Below are 19,125 nucleotides of genomic sequence, written 5' to 3'. Positions count from 1 at the left end.
CTTAGCTCTTTTTCACAAACTTGGTCAGGATCACAATCCGCTGGCTTTCGACGCGGCCTTCGATGTGTTCGGCGTTGTCAGCCACCAGTGAAATGCCCCGCACGGATGTGCCCCGTTTCGCAGTAAACCCCGCGCCTTTGACCGGCAAATCCTTGATCAACACCACAGTGTCGCCGGCGGCCAAGATTGCACCGTTGCTGTCACGGTGCACGACGTCGCTTTCTTCCGCCATGCCAGCCTCGGCCCATGCAAGAACCTCAGGCTCCAGATAGGCGATGTCGAGCAGATCCCGCGCCCAAGGCGCTTCCGTCAGTCCTTGCAACAGACGCCACGCCAGCACTTGAACCGCAGGCTCGGGCGACCAGATCGCATCATGAAGGCATTGCCAGTGCGGCGCATCGGTTGGCTTGTCGCTGGTGCCGCCCAAACAGGTAGCACAAACTGCCACCTCGTCGTCGCGTGGAGCCACAGCCACCGTATCCGTCGCTGCCGCTCCGCAGATTGCGCATGTGCTCATGTGGCCCTCTTTCCGGGCGCAACCGCCCTATTCTGTCATCGACAACGTTGCGTTGATCGCTTTTTTCCAGCCCGCATATCGCCGCTCACGCCAGGCTTCATCCCGTTGCGGCGCAAACTGGCAATCTTTTTCCCAGCTCGCGGCGAACTCTTCCATGCCCGGATACACACCAATCTGCATGCCCGCCAGCCAAGCCGCGCCCTTGGCGGTGCTTTCGGCCACCACCGGCCGATCAACCTCGGCCCCAAGCACATCCGCGAGAAACTGCATCGCCCAGCTAGAGGCCGTCATGCCGCCATCCACGCGCAACACTGTGTCGCCACCAAACTCAAAATCCGCGTGCATCGCTTCAAGCAGATCGCGGGTTTGAAAGCCCACGCTTTCCAGCGCCGCCTTGGACATCTCCGCCGGACCGGAGTTGCGCGACAAACCAAAGACCGCGCCCCGCGCATTGGGATTCCAATAGGGTGCGCCAAGGCCGGTGAAGGCTGGCACGAGGATCAATTCTTGCCCCTCGTCAGCTGTCTTTGCCAGCGGTTCTGTTTCCGCCGCATCGCGGATTATGCCCAGCCCGTCGCGCAGCCATTGCACCACAGCCCCCGCGATAAAGATGGCGCCTTCCAGCGCATAAATCGGCTTGCCGTCCAGCTGATAGGCAATGGTGGTCAACAAACGGTTTTGGGAGGTCACAGGGATTTCGCCCGTGTTCAAAAGCGCAAAACAGCCAGTTCCATAGGTCGATTTCAACATGCCCGGCGTAAAGCAGGCCTGACCAATCGTCGCCGCCTGCTGATCACCGGCAACGCCACGGATCGGAATCGCGACGCCAAAAATTCCGGCATCGGTTTCACCAAAGTCTGCTGCGCAATCTTTGACCTCTGGCAGCATCGACATGGGGATGCCCAACAGCGCACAGATGTCGGCACACCATGCGCCCGCGTGAATGTCATAGATCAGCGTACGCGCCGCGTTGGTGGCGTCCGTGGCGTGCACCTTGCCGCCGGTGAGCTTCCAGATCAGATAGCTGTCGACTGTTCCAAACAGCAGCTCGCCCGCCTCGGCCCGCGCGCGTGCGCCTTCGACATTGTCCAAAATCCATTTGATCTTGGTGCCGGAAAAATACGGATCCAACAAAAGCCCCGTACGGGTCTGCACCAGGTCGGCATGACCTGCGGCCCTGAGGTCTTCACAAATGTTCGCCGTGCGCCGATCCTGCCAGACAATCGCGTTGTGGACCGGCTCACCGGTGACTTTGTCCCACACAAGCGTGGTTTCGCGTTGGTTCGTTATGCCAATCGCCGAAATGTCGCGCGCCGTCAGATTGGCCCGCGCCAAAGCACCCGAGCAGGTTTCAATCGTGGTGACCCAGATGTCGGCGGGGTCATGTTCAACCCAACCGCTTTGCGGGAAATGCTGTTCAAACTCCAACTGCGCACTGGCTTTGGGGCGGATATCGCCATCAAATACAATGGCCCGGCTTGATGTGGTGCCTTGGTCAATCGCGAGAATATAGGTCACAGAATCCCCCCTGTAATGCGTGTCGCAAACTTGAGACGCACATTAGGCCCGCCGTTTTGTTAGAACAATAAAGAAGGGCGCAGCTTGCCGCCACGCCCTTCGTTTTTTTTCGCTTATGTGCGCGTCGCGCCTCAGGCGTCGACAGTTGCCTTGGCGTCCGCCCATTCCCACGGACGCACGAAGGCCCCCAGAACTTTGCCAACCTCTTCGTCAGTCGCATCGCCAGAAGCAGTCAGCTGGGCCACAAGACCGCGTTTCTTGTCATCCAGAACCGAGGTCACGCGCGCTGGCACACCCTCTTTTTCCAACGCCGCGTTGTAGATGCGGGTGATCGCCGATTTACGCAGGTCCGGCTTGAAAATCTTGCCCACCGCGGTTTTCGGCAGCTCCGGCATGATCTCAACGAACTTTGGATGCGCCGCGCGCTCGTGCACGTGCACCTTGGCGTGGTTCATCAGCTCTTCTTGTGTGACGCTGGCGCCTTCGACCAGCTCGACATAGGCGCAAGGCACTTCGCCCGCGTGGGCGTCTGGCTGACCAATCGCGCCAGCAAAAGCGACGTCGTGGTGCGCCAGCAGTGCCTCTTCGATCTCGGCAGGATCAATGTTGTGACCGCCCCGGATGATCAGGTCTTTGGCACGGCCCGTGATCCACAGATACCCGTCGGCATCGATGCGGCCCAAGTCGCCAGTGCGCAGATATTTGTCGTGGTGATAGAGATCCACGTTCTTGTCGGCTTCGGTATAGGTGTTGCCCGCAAAGACACCGGGGTTGGAAATACAGATTTCGCCCACTTCGTCCGCAGCACATTCCACTGGCCCGTCTGCCGTGTCGGTGAAAATCCGCACGTCGGTGTAGGGGAACGGAATGCCAACCGAGCCAACTTTCTTGGCGCCGGTGGGTGGGTTGCACGACACAAGGCAGGTCGCCTCGGTCAGGCCATACCCTTCGACAATGGCCACGCCACAGGTGCTTTCAAACCGCTTGAACAGCTCCATCGGCATTGGGGCAGAACCTGAAAACGCGGTTTTCACGGTTGAAATATCCGCGTCCACAGGACGCTGCATCAACGCGGAAACAGCAGTCGGCACGGTAATGATGAACGAGATTTTCCAACGCTCGATCAGCTTCCAGAAGTTGTCGAACACGCCGTCGCCGCGATAACCCTGCGGCGTCGGGAAAACCACATGCGCGCCGGATTTGATTGCAGCCTGCATGATGACGTGAACGGCGAACACGTGAAACAGCGGCAGCGGACACATGATGTTGTCTTCTTCCGAGAACAGCAACTCATGACCAAGCCAGCCGTTATAGATCATGCCGGAATAAAGGTGCTGCGCCACTTTGGGCATGCCCGTGGTGCCGCCGGTATGGAAATATGCGGCAACGCGGTCTTTGCCGCCATCCGCGAAATCCAGCGTCTTGTTCTGTTTGGAAACTTCTTTGGTGAAACTCTTGTAGTCCGCGTGTGCCGGGCCTTGGACTTTGGGTCGTATCAGAGGCACAATCCAGGACTTCGGCGCGGTCAGGTAACGGTTCAGGTCGACCTCAAGCACGGTGTGCACATGCGGCGCGTGGCGCACGGCCTCAGATACTTTTTGCGCAATGTCCGTCTTGGGGAACGCCTTGAGCGTCACCACAACCTTGGCGTCGGTTTCGCGCAAGATCGCACCAATCTGTTCCGGCTCCAGCAGCGGATTGATCGGATTGGCGATGCCCGCGATCATGCCGCCCAGCAACGTCGTCAGGGTTTCAGAGGCGTTGGGCAGCACATAGGCAACCGTGTCGGTTTCACCCACACCTAGATCACGCAACAGGTTCGCGACCCGAATGGACTGCTCAAGAAGCTCTTTCCATGTCAGCGTTTCTGCCTTGTCAGTGGCACCCGACAAAAGCTGATAGCTCGACGCGGGGCGGTCCGGGAACTTGGCGGCTGTCTGCGACAGCATTTCATAGATCGTTACCGGCAGATCGCGGTCCGCGTATGGCATTTGCGCTTCCAGCGTCCGCAGGTCTGCAGCCGTTTCAAAAGTCATGGATGTGTCTCCCCCCATCTCTCATTTCGATGTCTCGCATCCCAAGGTGAGGGCGCGGTCGGCGCACACATCACGATGGTCGATGCCCTTGACCAGACAAAACCTAAGGTCAACTTGACCCAAACGTTACGTCAAAAAATGCCGCAAGAACACACCGAAGGGTCAAGTTTTTCGCATTTTTCCTTTGCGATCAAACGGTCCCGTCGGTGAACTGCAATTTCGCCAGTTTTGCATATAGCCCGCCAGCCGCGACCAAGTCGTCGTGCTTGCCTTGCGCCACAATGCGGCCTTCGTCCATCACGATGATGCGGTCGGCCTTTTTTACGGTCGCCAAACGGTGCGCCACGATAATGGTGGTGCGATCTTGCGCCAACTCATCAACGGCAGCCTGCACCAACCGTTCGCTTTCAGCGTCCAATGCGGATGTAGCCTCATCCAGCAACAACACAGGCGCGTCACGCAAGATCGCGCGCGCAATGGCGATGCGTTGCTTTTGGCCACCAGACACCATCACGCCACGCTCGCCCATCGGGCTGTCATAGCCTTCCGGCAGTTTGGAAATGAAATCATGCGCAGCGGCGGCTTTGGCGGCGGCTTCGACCTCTGCGTCGGTGGCATCAGGCCGACCAAAGCGGATGTTCTCGCGGGCGCTTTTGGCAAATATCACCGGATCTTGCGGCACCAACGCAAGGTGCTTGCGAAAGCTTTCGCGCGTCATTGTATCCAATGCGACACCGTCCAGTTTAACAACGCCGCCGACCGGATCATAGAACCGCTGAATCATCTGGATCACTGTGGTCTTGCCGGCCCCCGACGGGCCCACCAATGCCACGGTCTCACCGGGTTGGATCGTCAGATCAACAGCATCAAGCGCCGACTGGTTGGGCCGCGTCGGATAATGGAAGGATACATTGTCAAACCGGATTTCGCCGCGCACGGGTGTCGTCACGGTTTCTGGTTTTACCGGATCGTGCACGGTGTCTTGCGTGTTCAGCAACTCGACCAGACGCTCGGTCGCGCCCGCAGCGCGCTGAAGTTCGCTCCAGATTTCGCTCAGCGCACCCACCGCACCGGCCACCATCACCGAATAGATTACGAATTGCACCAGTGCCCCGACGCTCATACCGCCGGCCCGCACATCACGCGCGCCCATCCAAAGCACCACAACAACGCCAGTGAAAATCAAGAAGATAACGATCATTGTCAGCAATGCACGGGTGTTGACCCGACGCATGGCAGCCCGCAGGCTGAGGTCAGTAACCTTGCCAAACGCGGCACGCGAGGGCGCCTCATGCGTAAACGCTTGTACAGTCTGCACGCTCAGCAGAGCCTCAGAGGCATTGCCCGAACTTTCGGCGATCCAGTCTTGGTTTTCGCGGCTTAAAACCCGCAAACGGCGGCCCAAAACCGCGATTGGCACGATCACCAGCGGCACAACCAGCAACACCATCAGCGTCAGTTTGGTCGAGGTCAGCAGCATCAAGGCAAGCCCGCCGACGAACAACAACAGATTGCGCAGCGCAATCGACACGGAGGAGCCGATCACCGACTGGATAACTGTGGTGTCCGTGGTGATGCGGCTGAGAACCTCGCCCGTCATCACGCCTTCGAAAAACGTCGGGCTCATGCCGATCATGCGGTTGAACACCGCCTTGCGGATGTCTGCGACAACCAGCTCTCCCAACCGTGTGACCAGCAAATAGCGCAGCGCGGTGCCAACGGCGAGCATCGCGGCAAACCCCAAAGCGGCGAGGAAATACTTGTCCAAAAGCGCGTCGCTTTTGGTGCCGAAGTTGTCGACCACCCGGCGCACCGCCACCGGCAGCATCAACGACACAGTTGCCGTCAGCGTCAGCGCCATCAACGCAAGAAGAACCTGCACCCGATACGGCCGCATGAACGGAGCCAACCCACGCAGGGCGCTCATGTTCTTGCTTTTTTCCCGTTCCTGTTCGCTGTGCGTCGGCGTTGGCTGCTTGGCCATGAACTTCCCCCGTTCGGTGTTCCCACGTTAGTGGCAACGCACGCGGACTGGGTCAAGCAGACAGTTGTCGCAGGCACGGCCTTGTTGGCGAAAAAAAACGCCCAGACCACACAGAGTGGCTTTGGAAAGTGTCAGGGGATTTTACCTTGGAGCGGGTAGAGGGAATCGAACCCTCACCTTAAGCTTGGAAGGCTCTTATGATACCATTTCACCATACCCGCCCGAGGTTCAGTTGATGTATTTCAGCCCGCCGGAGAGGTCAAGTGGCACAATTGGCTTTCTCCGCCATGCAGTCCGATTTTGCCTCTCGGGCCGCCACTTTGTCAGAGCCACAACCAGTCAATCACCGAAAGCAGCACAAACACCGGCACTGCCACAACCGTCGCCACAAGTGCGGGCACGGCCCATGTCATTTTCGATGCTGGCGCGGTTTGGCCATATACTTGGGATTGTCCAGATTTTTTCATGACTTCATTAACCATGATTTAGGTTTCAGATGCGTTAATGACGCCATGTTTGATGCCTCTTCCTCTTTTTTGCCTTGGTCACCGCTTCATCAAAGCGATGAATACGCACGCACGCTGGCACAGGTTGATGCCAAAACCACGCGCCTTGCGGATGGCACACTGGTACTGCAACGCAGGATACGCGGCTTTGAAACGGCAATGCTGCCCCGCGCAAACATTTCCCAAAACAGCATGCTCGGTTTGATCCGAGACTCAGGCATGCACAAAAACCTTTTGGTCGTGACCCCCGATGACCCCGCGCCTTGGTTGGCGAATTTGGGCGCTGTGGCGGTGATGAGCCCATCGCATGTTGCACATGTTGACCTGAGCGGCGACCTTGAGGCGCAAATGCACCAAAAATGGCGCAACCGCTTGCGAGCGGCCGAGCGCCAGAACCTGCGCATCACGCGACAGAACTTGCCCGTCAAACCCGACAACTGGATCTTGCGGCACGACGGCGACCAGCAAAAGGCCCGCCGTTACAAAACTTGGACGGACGCACTGACTCTGGCTTATGCCAAGGCCAATCGCGGGAACGCAAAACTGTTCACCGCGTTTGACGGCAAAACCGAAGTGGCGGCGATGTTGTTTCTGCGCCACGGCGATTGCGCCACCTATCACATTGGCCACACGACAGATCAGGGGCGCGCCACAAACGCCCACAATCTGTTGCTTTGGGAGGCCATGACCTGGCTCGCAAGCAAAGGTGTGACCCACTTGGAATTGGGTCAGGTCGACACTGAAACATCACCCGGTCTTGCGCGTTTCAAACTGGGCGTAGGGGCGCGTGTGCGCCCCCTGGGCGGCACCTGGCTTTGGTGGCCGCCGCTGGGCAAGGCATTGACGCCGCTCAAATATCTGGACCGTCGCGCAATGTCCGCCCGCTAACAGGCCCTAGGTCACGCGGCTTTTGACCTGGTACTTCGGATCGCGCCACAGCTCCTTGTTCATCACCTCTTCGATGATCTCAGCCGCGGCAACGATATCCGCGTCATCCAGATACAGCGGCGTAAAGCCAAAGCGCATGATGTCGGGCGCGCGAAAATCGCCAATCACGCCGTTATCAATCACTGCCTGCATCGCGGCATAGCCATGTTCAAATGCAAAGCTCACCTGCGAGCCACGTGCATCCGCATCCCGCGGACTTGCCAATGTCACTTGCGGACAGCGGGCTTCGACCTCCGTGATGAACAGGTTTGACAGACGCTGGGACGCTGCCCGCAAATCCGCCATGTCGACGCCTTCCCACGCCTTGAGCGCCTCTTGCAGAACCGCCAACTGCAGGATCGGCGGCGTGCCAACGCGCATCCTTTCGGTCGCATTGGCAGGGCGATAGTTCAGCTCCATCGCAAAAGGCGCGTCATGTCCAAGCCAGCCGGACAGCGCCGGTTCGATGTCATTAACAATGTCAGGCCGCACATAGATGAACGCAGGCGCACCCGGCCCGCCATTCAGGTATTTATAAGAACACCCCACGGCGAATTCCGCATTGCACGCGGTCAATTCAACCGGCACCGCCCCTGCGGAATGGGCCAGATCCCAGACCATCACCGCACCGACCTCATGCGCACGCTTGGTGATCGCTGCCATGTCGTGCATCCGGCCCGAGCGATAATCCACCTGTGTCAGCATCACCACCGCGACGTCTTCGGTGATGGCCTTCGCCACGTCCTCGGGGGCTGGCGTGCGCAACTCATATCCCTGATCTAGCGTTTTGATCAGCCCCTCGGCCATGTACAGATCCGAGGGGAAATTGCCACTGTCCGACAGGATCACACGCCGGTCGGGTCGCATTTTCAACGCCGCTGCCAACGCCTGATAGACCTTGATCGACAGGGTGTCGCCGGTGGCCACCGATCCTGCTGGGGCGCCGATCAATCCCGCCAAAGTGTCGCCCACAACTTGCGGCAACGCCATCCATCCGGCGGTGTTCCACGCCTTGATCAACTGCCCGCCCCATTCTTCGGTGATGGTGCGGTGCGCCCGTTCGGCTGCGCCTTTGGGCAACACCCCCAACGAGTTGCCGTCCAGATAAATTACGCCCTCAGGCACATCGAAAAGCTCTTTTCGAGGAAGTGCTACGCCCATGTCACAAGTCTCCGCGCAGGTGCCAAAGTTCGGGGAAAAGTTCCACATCCAGCATCCTGCGCAGATACTGAACGCCCGACGTGCCGCCGGTGCCCCTCTTAAAGCCGATCACCCGTTCCACCGTGGTGACATGATTGAACCGCCACCGGCGAAAGTAATCTTCAAGATCGACCAATTTCTCGCCAAGTTCATACAAACGCCAATGGGTGTCCACATCCTCATAGACCACTTTCCAACGTGCTTGCACCTCCGGCACGGCGCTATGGGGGCTCGTCATTTGCGGCGCAGGCAGATTGCGCGCGTCGCCATCCAGCGTGACAAACAGGAAGCGGATCACCTCGTCATAAAAGCTTGGGCGCGCCAATTCGGCTTGCAGCGCGGCGACCATATCGGGGCGATGCGCGTGCGGTTTAAGCATGTTTGGATTGCGGTTTCCCAGCACGTATTCGATCAACCGGTATTGGTGGCTCTGAAACCCTGACGACGGGCCCAGTGCCTCACGAAACGTGGTGTAATCCGCTGGCGTCATGGTCCGTAGCACGTCCCAAGCAGAATTGAGTTGCTCAAAGATGCGGCTCACGCGGGCCATCATTTTGAACATATGGGTCAGATCCCCAGCAATCAGGGCATCCCGCGCCGCGCTCAACTCATGCAGCGCCAGTTTCATCCACAGCTCACTGGTCTGGTGCTGAATAATAAACAGCATTTCGTCATGCGCCGTGGATTGCGGATGCTGCTGGCCAAGGATGCCGTCCAGATGCAGATAGTCGCCATAAGACATGGCATCCGCATAAGACATCTTGGCGCCATCGCCCTCAGGATTATACGCGTCGCTCATCTAACGTTCCTCACTCTTGCGGGACAGCGCCCCGAATTCATCCGTATCCAGCGCATCAACCAGCCGGTCCAGACGCAGGATCATGCCCTCTACATCGTCCAGATTTAGGTTGCCCAGCATCTCGTTGATCCAGCTTTCGTAGATCCGCGCAAGCACGGCAAAGGCGCCCTGCCCTTTCTCGGTCAGCTCCACCCGTGACGCGCGACGATCCCCCGGCACCGCCACCCGCCGCGCCAAGCCTTCCTCGGCCAACTTGTCCACGATACCGGTGACATTGCCCGCCGACACCCGCAGCCGGTCCGAAATCTCACTCATCTTCAACCCGTCAGGCGCGGCTGCCAATTCCGCCATCACATCAAACCGTGGCAACGTGCTGTCGCAATCCCGCCGCAGACGCCGCCGAAGCTCGTCTTCAATGACTGACGCCGATTTTTGCAATTTTTGCCAAAGCGCAAGGCGTGTGCGCGACAGCGCAGCGTCTTGGTGCAAAGCCGTCTCGTCTGACGAATCCATGTCCTTCTCCCTGTCCTATGCGTAGCCACGCGATCCCTTTGCTTCAAGCATGAAATTTCAAACTTGAAGCAATTAGTGTGTGGACAGAAAAAAGGCGCCCCGATCTGCTCGGAGCGCCCTTTGCCAGAAAGAGAGTGTGACTTAGTTGGAGCTAAGGTGCTCCTGCAGTTCGGATTTCGCCGAGGCGACACTGCTGCCGTTGCCCAGCGGAATATCTCCGTTGGCGGCCAGGTCGTCCACAACCTTGCGGTACTCATCCAAATAGCCTTCAGGCAAACGGTGCGCGATGCCCTGGTGACAATCGATACAGGTCTTACCTTCGTCGATCGCCGCCTGGTGCTGCGCCGCTGCGCGGTTTTCCTGAATGGTGAAGTCCATGTATTCAAACTTGTGACAGTTGCGGCATTCGCGGCTGTCACTTTGCTTCATTTTCTTCCAGCTCAGAGACGCCATATGCAGTCGATATTCCTGATATTTCTCTTCGGTGTTAATGGTGCCGACAAGGTGGTGATAGACGTCTTTGGACGCCATAATCTTGGCCTTGATCTTGTGCTGCCATTCTTTGGGCACGTGGCAATCCGGACAGGTCGCGCGCACACCGGAGTGGTTGTTGTAATGCACTGTATCTTGATACTCGACGAAGTTGCGCTCCATCGAGTGGCAGGAAATACAGAATTTCTCGGTGTTGGTCAGCTCCAGCGCCCAGTGAAAGCTCCCCCAGAACAGAATGCCAGCCACAAAGCCACCAATCAGCAGCGTGCCCAGTGACCACGCAGACGTAGGTGAGCGCACGACGGCCCAGAGCCTGCGCAGGAAGCCCGGCTTCTTGCCGGTGTTGTTGTCTTGATCAGACATAATTCAAACCCTCCTTGGGACCGTCAGTTGGACGGGGTGAAATCGTTGTCGACCAGCACCGGTGCATTGGCCTGCGGCACGTGGCACTGATTGCAGAACCAGCGTGTGCCAGCCACTTGGTCCAGCTGCTCGCCCTCGCGGCCCAGATAGTGGGTCATCGACAGAGTTGGCGCGTTGCGATCACCCGCGTTTGTCCAGTCGTGGCACGCCAGACATTGGTTGGCGTTCAGATCGATCTGATATTGCGCAATCGAATGCGGAACCAACGGCGGCTGCTGGCGGTAGTTGCGACCAAACCGGCTTGTGGTGTCCTGTTTCTGGACCTCATCAATGATGTTGATTTCATCTATCGGTACGTCCCGCAGAGGCTGCGACCCGCTGTTTTGCTGTGCCACGACAAAGCTGCCGCTAATCACAACGACAATCGCAGCCAATAGGCTGATAATATTTTGTTTTTTCATGTCTCTCTCCGATTCTGGCTCAGGCGGCTTTGCCGATCTTCTTATTGGCTTTGGGTTTCGCTCGCGCACGCCCGGGCGCGGGTGTGTTATCAAAACGATGGGTGAAATGGAAAACGTCAACCGAGCACACGTCGATGCAGCGGCCACAATTTGTGCAATCGGGCGACAGGATCAAAGGTATGTCCCCGTCATTGCCGCGCAGCGCGGGGGTGATCACCTGCAATTCCGGACAAACTGCAAAGCAATCCATGCAATCATCACAGGCCGCGCGTTTTTCGGCGCTGACCCGCAGCAGGCTTTTGCGGCCCAACAGACCATAAAAGGCGCCGACCGGGCAGATATGGCTGCACCAGCCCCGGCGCGACACAAACAAATCAAACAGGAACACCGCGACGACAAAGGTCCAGGCAAAGCCCACCCCAAAGATCAGGCCGCGATGCAGCATCGAAATCGGATTGACCACTTCCCAGGCAATCGCACCCGTTAGCGTCGAGACCACCAGCACCATACCCAGCACGTAAAACCGTGTCTCGCGCTTGGGCTGCCAGCCTTTGGGCAGGTCCAGCCGGCGGTGCGCCCACGCAGCCGCGTCGGTCACCGCATTGATCGGGCAAACCCAGCTGCAATAAACCCGCCCACCAATCAGCGCATAAACAGTCGCCACAATCGTCGCGCCAAGGATGGCGGTCATCTCGGGTCGATGTCCGGCCACAATGCCCTGAAGCAGGATAAACGGATCAGTCAGCGGCAGCACATCAAAGGTAAGCGACCCACTAAGGTTGCCTTTGACCCACCAGATGCCAAACCATGGCCCCAACAGGAACAGACACAGGAAAAAGGCTTGGCTCAGCCGCCGCAGGATCAGATATTTGTGGGCCAGAAACAGCCCTTTATCGCGGATCGCTTCATGACCAACCGGCAGTGCGGTTTTCACGCTCATTGGCCCGCCCCCCCGGCTGTCGGAAGCTTAAATGTCGGCTCAAATGCTCCCGCCGGTTCAAATCCACCCGGTGCGGCCAGATTGTCAGTTCCCGGTCCGGGCAAACGGTCCGGCAAATCGATGATTTCATCCACCAACGGGGTATTCTCTTCCCAGCCCAACCGGTAATGCTCGGCACTTTGTGCGCGCGCTGTACGAATTGGCAGCACCTTGATCGCGGCCTCGCCGGGCAACACGCAGGATTTTTCGCATTTGCCACAGCCTGTGCATTTGTCGGAATGCACTGTGGGCATAAATATCGCATGATGGCCCGAATTCTCGTTGTGCCGCCGTTCCAGCGTGATTGCCTCATCAATCAGCGGGCACACCCGATAACAAACGTCGCACCGCAGGCCCAGCGCGTTCAGGCAAGTCTCCTGATCGATCAAAACCGCCAATCCCATGCGGGCGTCGTCGATATCGGTCAGCCCTTTGTCCAACGCACCGGTCGGACAAGCCACCACGCAAGGAATGTCGTCACACATCTCACAAGGGATGTCGCGGGCGTCAAAAAACGGCGTGCCGGTGGCGGCACCGTCTACGCCCAATTCGGCAAGAACCAATGTGTCATAGGGACAGTCGCGCACGCACAATCCGCACCGGATACAGGACGCGAGGAAATCCGCCTCAGGCAACGCGCCGGGCGGACGGATGGCGCGCTCTGGCAGAGCGCGCGCATCCTGAACCATCCACATAAGGCCCATACCCGCCACCGCACAGCCCGCCGTCCCGCGCGCCGCATCCTGAAGGAAGCGTCGGCGGGCCGGGTCCATGGCTGATGTCTTATTGGCGGACATTGGCTTGGCTTTCGTGTCTGAACTTGCAGATTGGCGCGCTTACGCGCGCTCAACCTTACAGGCACACTTCTTGAAGTCCGTCTCTTTAGAGAGCGGGCAAGTGGCGTCCAAAGTCAGCTTGTTGATCAGCTGGCCTTCGTCAAACCACGGCACAAACACAACACCCTTTGGCATCTTGTTGCGACCGCGGGTTTCCACCCGGCTGTGCATCTCACCACGACGGGTCGAGATCACGATTTCCTGACCCCGGCGCAGACCTTTGGCTTTGGCGTCGTCGGGATGCATGAACACCTGTGCAAACGGATAAGACCGGTGCAATTCAGGCACGCGACGGGTCATCGAGCCCGAGTGCCAATGCTCAAGCACACGACCGGTGACCATCCACAGGGGGTATTCATCATCAGGCATTTCCGGAGGCGCTTCGTATGGCGCAAAGATGATCTTGGCCTTGCCGTCTTTGTGGCCATAGAACCGCACGCCTTCGCCTTCAGGCACATAGGTGTCATAGCCTTCGCGGAAGCGATACAGCGTCTCTTTGCCATCCACCACAGGCCAACGCAGACCGCGCGCATTGTGATAAACGTCAAAGTCCGCCAGATCGTGCGCCTTACCACGGCCAAAGGATGCGTATTCCTCAAACAGACCTTTCTGTACGTAAAACCCGAAGTGCTCGGACTCATCGTTGCCAAAGCCCTCAGCGGTGTCGCTCAGCGGGAACTTGTCCACCTGACCATTGGCATAAAGTACATCAAACAACGTTTTGCCTTTGTACTCGGGATTGGCATCCAGAATGTCAGCAGGCCAGACCTCGTCAGTGGTGAAGCGTTTGGAGAATTCCATCAGCTGCCAAACGTCCGATTTGGCGTCACCCGGCGCATCCACTTGCTGACGCCAGAACTGCGTGCGGCGTTCGGCGTTGCCATAGGCGCCCTCTTTTTCCACCCACATGGCGGTCGGCAAAATACAATCCGCAGCCAGCGTGGTCACGGTTGGATAGGGATCGGACACAACGATGAAGTTGTCCGGATTGCGATACCCCGGATAGCCTTCTTCGTTCATGTTGGGCGCGGCTTGCATGTTGTTGTTGCACTGCACCCAATATGCGTTGATTTTGCCGTCTTTCAGGTCGCGGTTCTGTTGCACAGCGTGCGAGCCAACCTTGGCGTTCAGGATGCCGGCTGGCAGTTTCCATTTCTTCTCGGAAATCGCGCGGTGCTCGTCGTTGCCAACCACCATGTCAGCCGGCAGGCGGTGTGCGAATGTGCCCACCTCACGTGCGGTGCCACAGGCCGAGGGCTGCCCTGTCAGCGAGAACGGCGAGTTACCGGGCTCAGAGATTTTGCCGGTCAGCAGGTGCACGTTGTACATCAGACCGTTCACCCAGCTGCCGCGGGTGTGCTGGTTAAAGCCCATGGTCCAGAGAGACATGATCTTGCGGTTCGGATCGGCATATTGCTTGGCCAGACGCAACAGCTTGCTTTCAGGAACACCGGACAACTCGCTGGTTTTCTCCAGCGTGTATTCGCTGACGTGTTCTTTGAAGGCTTCAAAGTCGATTGATTCAAGCGCGCCACTGTTGGGATTGGCCGCAGCCTGTTGCGCCGGATGCTCGTCACGCAGACCATAGCCAATGTCGGTGGCGGCCTTGGTAAAGTTCACGTGCTTGTCGACAAAATCCCAGTTCACCGCATCGTTTTCGATGATGTAGTTACAGATGTAGTTCAGGATCGCCAGATCGGTCTGCGGCGTGAAGATCATGCCGTTGTCAGCAAGCTCGAACGAACGGTGCTCAAACGTCGACAATACGTGCACTTCGGCGCCGGGTTTAGTCAGCCGCGTGTCCGTCAGGCGCGACCACAGGATCGGGTGCATTTCGGCCATGTTCGACCCCCACAGCACAAACGTGTCTGCGTGCTCCAGATCGTCATAACAGCCCATTGGCTCATCAATGCCAAATGCGCGCATAAAACCCACAACCGCCGACGCCATACAGTGGCGCGCGTTGGGGTCGATGTTGTTGGACAGAAAACCCGCCTTCATCAGCTTGGAGGCCGCATAGCCTTCCCAGACGGTCCACTGACCAGACCCGAACATGCCAATGCCTGTCGGACCTTTGTCCTTGAGCGCGGCTTTGAATTTGTCGGCCATCACGTCAAAGGCTTCATCCCAGCTCACCGGTTCGAATTCGCCCTCTTTGTCGTATTCGCCATTGGACTTGCGCAACAGCGGCGTGGTCAGACGGTCTTTGCCGTACATGATCTTGGACAGGAAATAGCCCTTGATACAGTTCAAACCGCGGTTCACCGGCGCTTTGGGATCGCCCTGCGTGGCGACGACACGGCCGTCTTTGGTACCCACAAGCACCGAACAGCCGGTGCCGCAGAAACGACACGGCGCCTTGTCCCAGCGGATATCTGGTGTTCCGGCTTGCGCCTTGGCTTGCTCGGGCATCGCGATGCCCGCAGCCGACGCGGTCGCCGCGGCGGCTGAGGCTTTCAAAAAGGTACGACGAGAAGTTGGCAAGGTCATAAGCTATTCTCCTTAAAGCGGTTGCGATGCGGTCGCATCCGCGCCGCTGGGTTCGAAATGATGATAGGTGAGCGTGACCGAAAGCACGCCGGGAATGTTGTGCATGTCCATGATCTGTTCTGAGGCCATTTTGTCCTCGGTGTCTTCAATGGTCACCACGATGCGCCCGTTTTCCTGGGCATGGACTTCGCCACCCTCGGTGGCATTAATGACGGTCATCACGGCGTCGACCTTACTGGGCGACGCGTGAACCAGGCATCCGCATATATTCGTCATGGTCAGTTCTCGCTGGCTGTTGCGTGCTGGCGGCGGGTGAAATGTTGTCGCTTTGCGTGGCCGCCAATGGCTTTTCAAAGCTGATTGCCCCGGATGGGCAGGCCGCTGCACAGGCCCCACAGCCGGTGCAGCTTTCGATATCGATTACGGGCTCGGACCGCCCGCCGGTTTGCAATTTAAACCGGATTGCACGGTCATCGCAGTGGTCTTCACAGGCGCGGCAGGTGACACCCTGTAAGGACAGGCAAGTGTCATCCACCGTCGCACGCCAGTCCCAGCCTTCGGTGGGCAGAATAGCGTTTGCGCTACAGGCCTCGGCACACGCCCCACAAAAAGTACAAGCCCGCTTCGTCAGATCAACAATGGGAAAGCCTTCGTCGTCACCGGTGATAATGGCTTGCGGACAGGACGCGGCACAATCGCCACAACGGGTGCAGCTGTCCCCAAAAACACTTTCAGCCACGGCACCCGGCGGACGCATCGGCTGGACGGCATCAAACTTGCCGCGAAGCAGCGCCCTGCGTGCAGGTGAATGAGTTGATCCTAATGATGCGTCAGTTTTCGGCAAACCCGCAGCTCCCAAATTCCCTGCTGCATAAATAGTCAAATTGAAAACATTTTTCTTGATATGGATCATGCCCGAAATTCTTTGTTTCACGAAGGGGTTTTATATCCGGCCCGCGCATTTCCCGGCCTTAAACACATTCAATAAACCGATTATAAACAAATGTTTGCACACCGACTTACGCCTTATCCTTTGAACCTATGGCGCAGATTACTCTTTATTTGTTGGCCGGCCGAACGGCGGCTCTGCCCTTCCCTTCGGCCAGACATCTCCAATCGGTTGGGCTGAATTTCTGAGCAACTTGCGGCAACAATGCGTTACAAAAAATCTTACACGGCGAAAACAAGGTAACTTAATTGTTGCAACGAATCGTCCAGCCAGCTACCTCCGAATCAAGGTCACCAATGCGAACGGGACCGCAGCACTGCCCCTGAGGAGGAAACATGACCCAAGCTTTCATCTGTGACGCGACGCGTACACCCATCGGACGCTACGGCGGTTCGCTTTCATCTGTGCGCACAGATGATCTCGCAGCCCTGCCGATTGCCGCCCTGATGGCGCGCAACCCGGATGTGGACTGGGCCAGCCTCGATGACGTAATCTATGGCTCCGCCAACCAAGCAGGCGAAGACAACCGCAACGTGGCCCGCATGGCCGCACTTTTGGCTGGTCTGCCGACCGATGTGCCCGGCGCCACCATCAACCGCCTGTGCGCCTCCGGCCTTGATGCGGTGGGCATGGCGTCGCGCGCCATTCGCGCGGGCGATCAGGACATGTTGATTGCTGGCGGCGTCGAAAGCATGAGCCGCGCGCCGTTTGTGATGGGCAAAGCCACCACCGCATTTTCCCGTGCGGCCGAGGTTTTTGACACCACCATTGGCTGGCGCTTCATCAACAAAAAGATGAAGGCGATGTATGGCGTCGACAGCATGCCGCAGACCGCTGACAACGTCGCCGCTGATTGGAACATCAATCGCGCCGACCAAGACGCCTTTGCCGCCCGCAGCCAAGCCCGCTGGGCCGCCGCCCATGCGGCAGGTGTGTTTGCCGACGAAATTACCTCTGTGACGATCCCACAGCGCAAAGGTGACGATCTGGTTGTCGACACCGACGAACACCCCCGCCCCGGTACAGGCGCGGACAAGCTGGCAAAACTGCGCGGCGTGAACGGGCCTGATTTGACCGTAACGGCGGGCAACGCGTCGGGCGTAAACGACGGCGCTGCGGCGCTTTTGATCGCTAACGAAGCTGCCGCTGCCAAAAACGGCCTCACGCCAATGGCGCGCATTGTCGGCATGGCCGCCGCCGGTGTGGATCCCCGCGTGATGGGCATCGGCCCTGTGCCTGCCACCCGCAAAGCGCTGGCCCGCGCGGGTCTGAGCATCGAGCAGATGGATGTGATAGAATTGAACGAGGCCTTTGCCGCACAAGGTCTGGCCTCGCTGCGCGAGCTCGGCGTTGCGGATGATGCCGCGCACGTAAATCCCAACGGCGGCGCAATTGCGCTTGGCCACCCGCTTGGCATGTCCGGCGCACGTCTGGTGATGTCGGCCGCCTATCAACTCAAACGCACCGGCGGGCGCTATGCGCTTTGCACGATGTGTGTGGGCGTCGGCCAAGGCGCCGCCCTGATTTTGGAGCGGGTCTGACCCCGCAGCCTGAGGAGGAACCCAGTCATGTACGCACAGATGGTTAAGTCCGAAGCGACACAAGACGACCCTGAAAAGCTCGCCGCCTTTCAGCAGAAAATCGACGCCAATATCAAGGTTGAGCCGCGTGACTGGATGCCCGAGGGCTATCGCAAAACCCTGATCCGCCAGATCGGCCAGCACGCGCATTCTGAAATCGTTGGCCAACTGCCCGAAGGCAACTGGATCACCCGCGCGCCGACGCTTGAGCGCAAAATGATCCTGCTCGCCAAGGTGCAGGATGAGGCCGGTCATGGTCTCTATCTTTACGCCGCAGCCGAAACGCTGGGTGTCAGCCGCGATGAACTGACGGAAATGCTGCTGGATGGCCGGATGAAATACTCCTCCATCTTCAACTACCCGACCTTGAACTGGGCCGACATCGGCGCTGTTGGCTGGCTGGTGGATGGCGCGGCGATCATGAATCAGGTGCCGCTGCAACGTACCTCTTATGGGCCTTATTCGCGCGCAATGATCCGCATCTGCAAAGAGGAAAGCTTCCACCAGCGTCAGGGCTACGACATCATGATGAAGATGGCCCAAGGCACTGAAGCGCAGAAACAAATGGCCCAAGATGCGCTCAACCGCCTCTGGTATCCGTCCCTGATGATGTTTGGTCCCTCCGATGCGGCCTCAGTGCATTCCGAGCAATCGATGGGCTGGAAAATCAAGATCAACTCCAACGACGAGTTGCGCCAGAAATTTGTCGACCAGACCGTGCCACAGGCGAAATACCTTGGTCTGACGGTCCCCGACGACAACCTGACATGGAACGAGGACAAGGGCGGCTGGGACTATACCGACCCCGACTGGACCGAGTTCTTTGACGTGCTCAAGGGCAACGGCCCCTGCAACACCGAACGTCTTGAGGCCCGCAACAAGGCTTGGGACGACGGCGCATGGGTGCGCGACGGACTGCTGGCCCACGCTGAGAAGAAACGCGCCGCCAAGACGGCTGCGGAATAAGGATTACGA

17 protein-coding genes and 1 tRNA gene are annotated in these 19,125 nt (G+C 58.3%); 3 read left to right on the top strand and 15 right to left on the bottom strand.

The features are described from left to right. Nucleotide 1 precedes the first annotated feature (1 nt). From SHIM_RS09030 to SHIM_RS09010, 5 genes are all read right to left on the bottom strand, one after another. Nucleotides 2-517 (bottom strand): alkylphosphonate utilization protein, encoded by a 516-nt coding sequence (locus tag SHIM_RS09030; RefSeq protein WP_054002328.1) that lies wholly within the window; start codon nucleotides 515-517, stop codon nucleotides 2-4. Nucleotides 518-544: 27 nt separating this feature from the next. Further along, the gene (glpK, locus tag SHIM_RS09025; protein ID WP_054002327.1) at nucleotides 545-2,035 is read right to left on the bottom strand and encodes a glycerol kinase GlpK; all 1,491 of its coding nucleotides are present in this window, start codon (nucleotides 2,033-2,035) and stop codon (nucleotides 545-547) included. A 131-nt stretch (nucleotides 2,036-2,166) separates the two neighbouring features. Further along, entirely contained in the window at nucleotides 2,167-4,071 is a 1,905-nt protein-coding gene (locus SHIM_RS09020) for an acyl-CoA synthetase (RefSeq protein WP_054002326.1), read from the bottom strand. Nucleotides 4,072-4,261: 190 nt separating this feature from the next. After that, nucleotides 4,262-6,055, bottom strand: coding sequence for an ABC transporter transmembrane domain-containing protein (locus tag SHIM_RS09015; RefSeq protein WP_054002325.1), 1,794 nt, complete (start codon nucleotides 6,053-6,055; stop codon nucleotides 4,262-4,264). Nucleotides 6,056-6,202: 147 nt separating this feature from the next. Beyond that, nucleotides 6,203-6,276 (bottom strand) — tRNA-Gly (locus SHIM_RS09010). A gap of 291 nt (nucleotides 6,277-6,567) precedes the next feature. Here SHIM_RS09010 and SHIM_RS09005 point away from each other — a divergent pair. After that, nucleotides 6,568-7,449 (top strand): GNAT family N-acetyltransferase, encoded by an 882-nt coding sequence (locus SHIM_RS09005; protein WP_054002324.1) that lies wholly within the window; start codon nucleotides 6,568-6,570, stop codon nucleotides 7,447-7,449. A gap of 6 nt (nucleotides 7,450-7,455) precedes the next feature. Here SHIM_RS09005 and kynU read toward each other — a convergent pair whose 3' ends face one another. From kynU to napF, 10 genes are all read right to left on the bottom strand, one after another. Further along, nucleotides 7,456-8,649, bottom strand: a complete 1,194-nt coding sequence (gene kynU, locus SHIM_RS09000; protein WP_054002323.1) for a kynureninase — start codon at nucleotides 8,647-8,649, stop codon at nucleotides 7,456-7,458. A 1-nt stretch (nucleotide 8,650) separates the two neighbouring features. Further along, complete coding sequence (locus tag SHIM_RS08995) at nucleotides 8,651-9,487, bottom strand: tryptophan 2,3-dioxygenase (protein ID WP_054002322.1); 837 nt, start codon at nucleotides 9,485-9,487, stop codon at nucleotides 8,651-8,653. Beyond that, nucleotides 9,488-10,000 (bottom strand): MarR family winged helix-turn-helix transcriptional regulator, encoded by a 513-nt coding sequence (locus SHIM_RS08990; RefSeq protein ID WP_054002321.1) that lies wholly within the window; start codon nucleotides 9,998-10,000, stop codon nucleotides 9,488-9,490. It abuts the gene before it with no gap. A 141-nt stretch (nucleotides 10,001-10,141) separates the two neighbouring features. Further along, entirely contained in the window at nucleotides 10,142-10,855 is a 714-nt protein-coding gene (locus SHIM_RS08985; RefSeq protein WP_054002320.1) for a NapC/NirT family cytochrome c, read from the bottom strand. Between the two features lie 23 nt (nucleotides 10,856-10,878). Beyond that, nucleotides 10,879-11,316, bottom strand: a complete 438-nt coding sequence (locus SHIM_RS08980; RefSeq protein ID WP_054002319.1) for a nitrate reductase cytochrome c-type subunit — start codon at nucleotides 11,314-11,316, stop codon at nucleotides 10,879-10,881. 19 nt (nucleotides 11,317-11,335) lie between these two features. Further along, the gene (gene napH, locus SHIM_RS08975; RefSeq protein ID WP_054002318.1) at nucleotides 11,336-12,256 is read right to left on the bottom strand and encodes a quinol dehydrogenase ferredoxin subunit NapH; all 921 of its coding nucleotides are present in this window, start codon (nucleotides 12,254-12,256) and stop codon (nucleotides 11,336-11,338) included. After that, nucleotides 12,253-13,092, bottom strand: a complete 840-nt coding sequence (napG, locus tag SHIM_RS08970) for a ferredoxin-type protein NapG (protein WP_054002317.1) — start codon at nucleotides 13,090-13,092, stop codon at nucleotides 12,253-12,255. The genes napH and napG overlap by 4 nt, the downstream gene beginning before the upstream one ends. A 39-nt stretch (nucleotides 13,093-13,131) precedes the next feature. Further along, nucleotides 13,132-15,621 (bottom strand): nitrate reductase catalytic subunit NapA, encoded by a 2,490-nt coding sequence (napA, locus tag SHIM_RS08965; RefSeq protein WP_054002316.1) that lies wholly within the window; start codon nucleotides 15,619-15,621, stop codon nucleotides 13,132-13,134. A 12-nt stretch (nucleotides 15,622-15,633) separates the two neighbouring features. Continuing rightward, the gene (locus tag SHIM_RS08960; RefSeq protein WP_241488823.1) at nucleotides 15,634-15,840 is read right to left on the bottom strand and encodes a chaperone NapD; all 207 of its coding nucleotides are present in this window, start codon (nucleotides 15,838-15,840) and stop codon (nucleotides 15,634-15,636) included. A 13-nt stretch (nucleotides 15,841-15,853) separates the two neighbouring features. Continuing rightward, nucleotides 15,854-16,534: a ferredoxin-type protein NapF gene (gene napF / locus SHIM_RS19965; RefSeq protein ID WP_082358341.1), complete on the bottom strand. Its 681-nt coding sequence runs from the start codon at nucleotides 16,532-16,534 to the stop codon at nucleotides 15,854-15,856. A 371-nt stretch (nucleotides 16,535-16,905) separates the two neighbouring features. Here napF and pcaF point away from each other — a divergent pair, with 371 nt between their 5' ends. Both pcaF and paaA read left to right on the top strand, forming a co-directional pair. Then, nucleotides 16,906-18,111, top strand: a complete 1,206-nt coding sequence (gene pcaF / locus SHIM_RS08950; protein ID WP_054002314.1) for a 3-oxoadipyl-CoA thiolase — start codon at nucleotides 16,906-16,908, stop codon at nucleotides 18,109-18,111. A 27-nt stretch (nucleotides 18,112-18,138) separates the two neighbouring features. Next, complete coding sequence (gene paaA, locus SHIM_RS08945; RefSeq protein WP_054002313.1) at nucleotides 18,139-19,116, top strand: 1,2-phenylacetyl-CoA epoxidase subunit PaaA; 978 nt, start codon at nucleotides 18,139-18,141, stop codon at nucleotides 19,114-19,116. Nucleotides 19,117-19,125 lie beyond the last annotated feature (9 nt).

Source organism: Shimia sp. SK013, from assembly GCF_001292625.1.
Lineage (GTDB): Bacteria > Pseudomonadota > Alphaproteobacteria > Rhodobacterales > Rhodobacteraceae > Shimia.
This window is presented reverse-complemented; position numbering and strand designations above follow the sequence as displayed.

Coding starts and splice junctions, on each gene's coding strand:
- SHIM_RS09030 (WP_054002328.1), bottom strand. CDS start 517: ATGAGCACATGCGCAATCTGCGGAGCGGCAGCGACGGATACGGTGGCT.
- SHIM_RS08960 (WP_241488823.1), bottom strand. CDS start 15,840: ATGACCGTCATTAATGCCACCGAGGGTGGCGAAGTCCATGCCCAGGAA.
- napG (WP_054002317.1), bottom strand. CDS start 13,092: ATGTCCGCCAATAAGACATCAGCCATGGACCCGGCCCGCCGACGCTTC.
- SHIM_RS08990 (WP_054002321.1), bottom strand. CDS start 10,000: ATGGATTCGTCAGACGAGACGGCTTTGCACCAAGACGCTGCGCTGTCG.
- napA (WP_054002316.1), bottom strand. CDS start 15,621: ATGACCTTGCCAACTTCTCGTCGTACCTTTTTGAAAGCCTCAGCCGCC.
- SHIM_RS08995 (WP_054002322.1), bottom strand. CDS start 9,487: ATGAGCGACGCGTATAATCCTGAGGGCGATGGCGCCAAGATGTCTTAT.
- SHIM_RS09020 (WP_054002326.1), bottom strand. CDS start 4,071: ATGACTTTTGAAACGGCTGCAGACCTGCGGACGCTGGAAGCGCAAATG.
- SHIM_RS08980 (WP_054002319.1), bottom strand. CDS start 11,316: ATGAAAAAACAAAATATTATCAGCCTATTGGCTGCGATTGTCGTTGTG.
- napF (WP_082358341.1), bottom strand. CDS start 16,534: ATGATCCATATCAAGAAAAATGTTTTCAATTTGACTATTTATGCAGCA.
- napH (WP_054002318.1), bottom strand. CDS start 12,256: ATGAGCGTGAAAACCGCACTGCCGGTTGGTCATGAAGCGATCCGCGAT.
- SHIM_RS09005 (WP_054002324.1), top strand. CDS start 6,568: ATGTTTGATGCCTCTTCCTCTTTTTTGCCTTGGTCACCGCTTCATCAA.
- SHIM_RS08985 (WP_054002320.1), bottom strand. CDS start 10,855: ATGTCTGATCAAGACAACAACACCGGCAAGAAGCCGGGCTTCCTGCGC.
- SHIM_RS09015 (WP_054002325.1), bottom strand. CDS start 6,055: ATGGCCAAGCAGCCAACGCCGACGCACAGCGAACAGGAACGGGAAAAA.
- pcaF (WP_054002314.1), top strand. CDS start 16,906: ATGACCCAAGCTTTCATCTGTGACGCGACGCGTACACCCATCGGACGC.
- paaA (WP_054002313.1), top strand. CDS start 18,139: ATGTACGCACAGATGGTTAAGTCCGAAGCGACACAAGACGACCCTGAA.
- kynU (WP_054002323.1), bottom strand. CDS start 8,649: ATGGGCGTAGCACTTCCTCGAAAAGAGCTTTTCGATGTGCCTGAGGGC.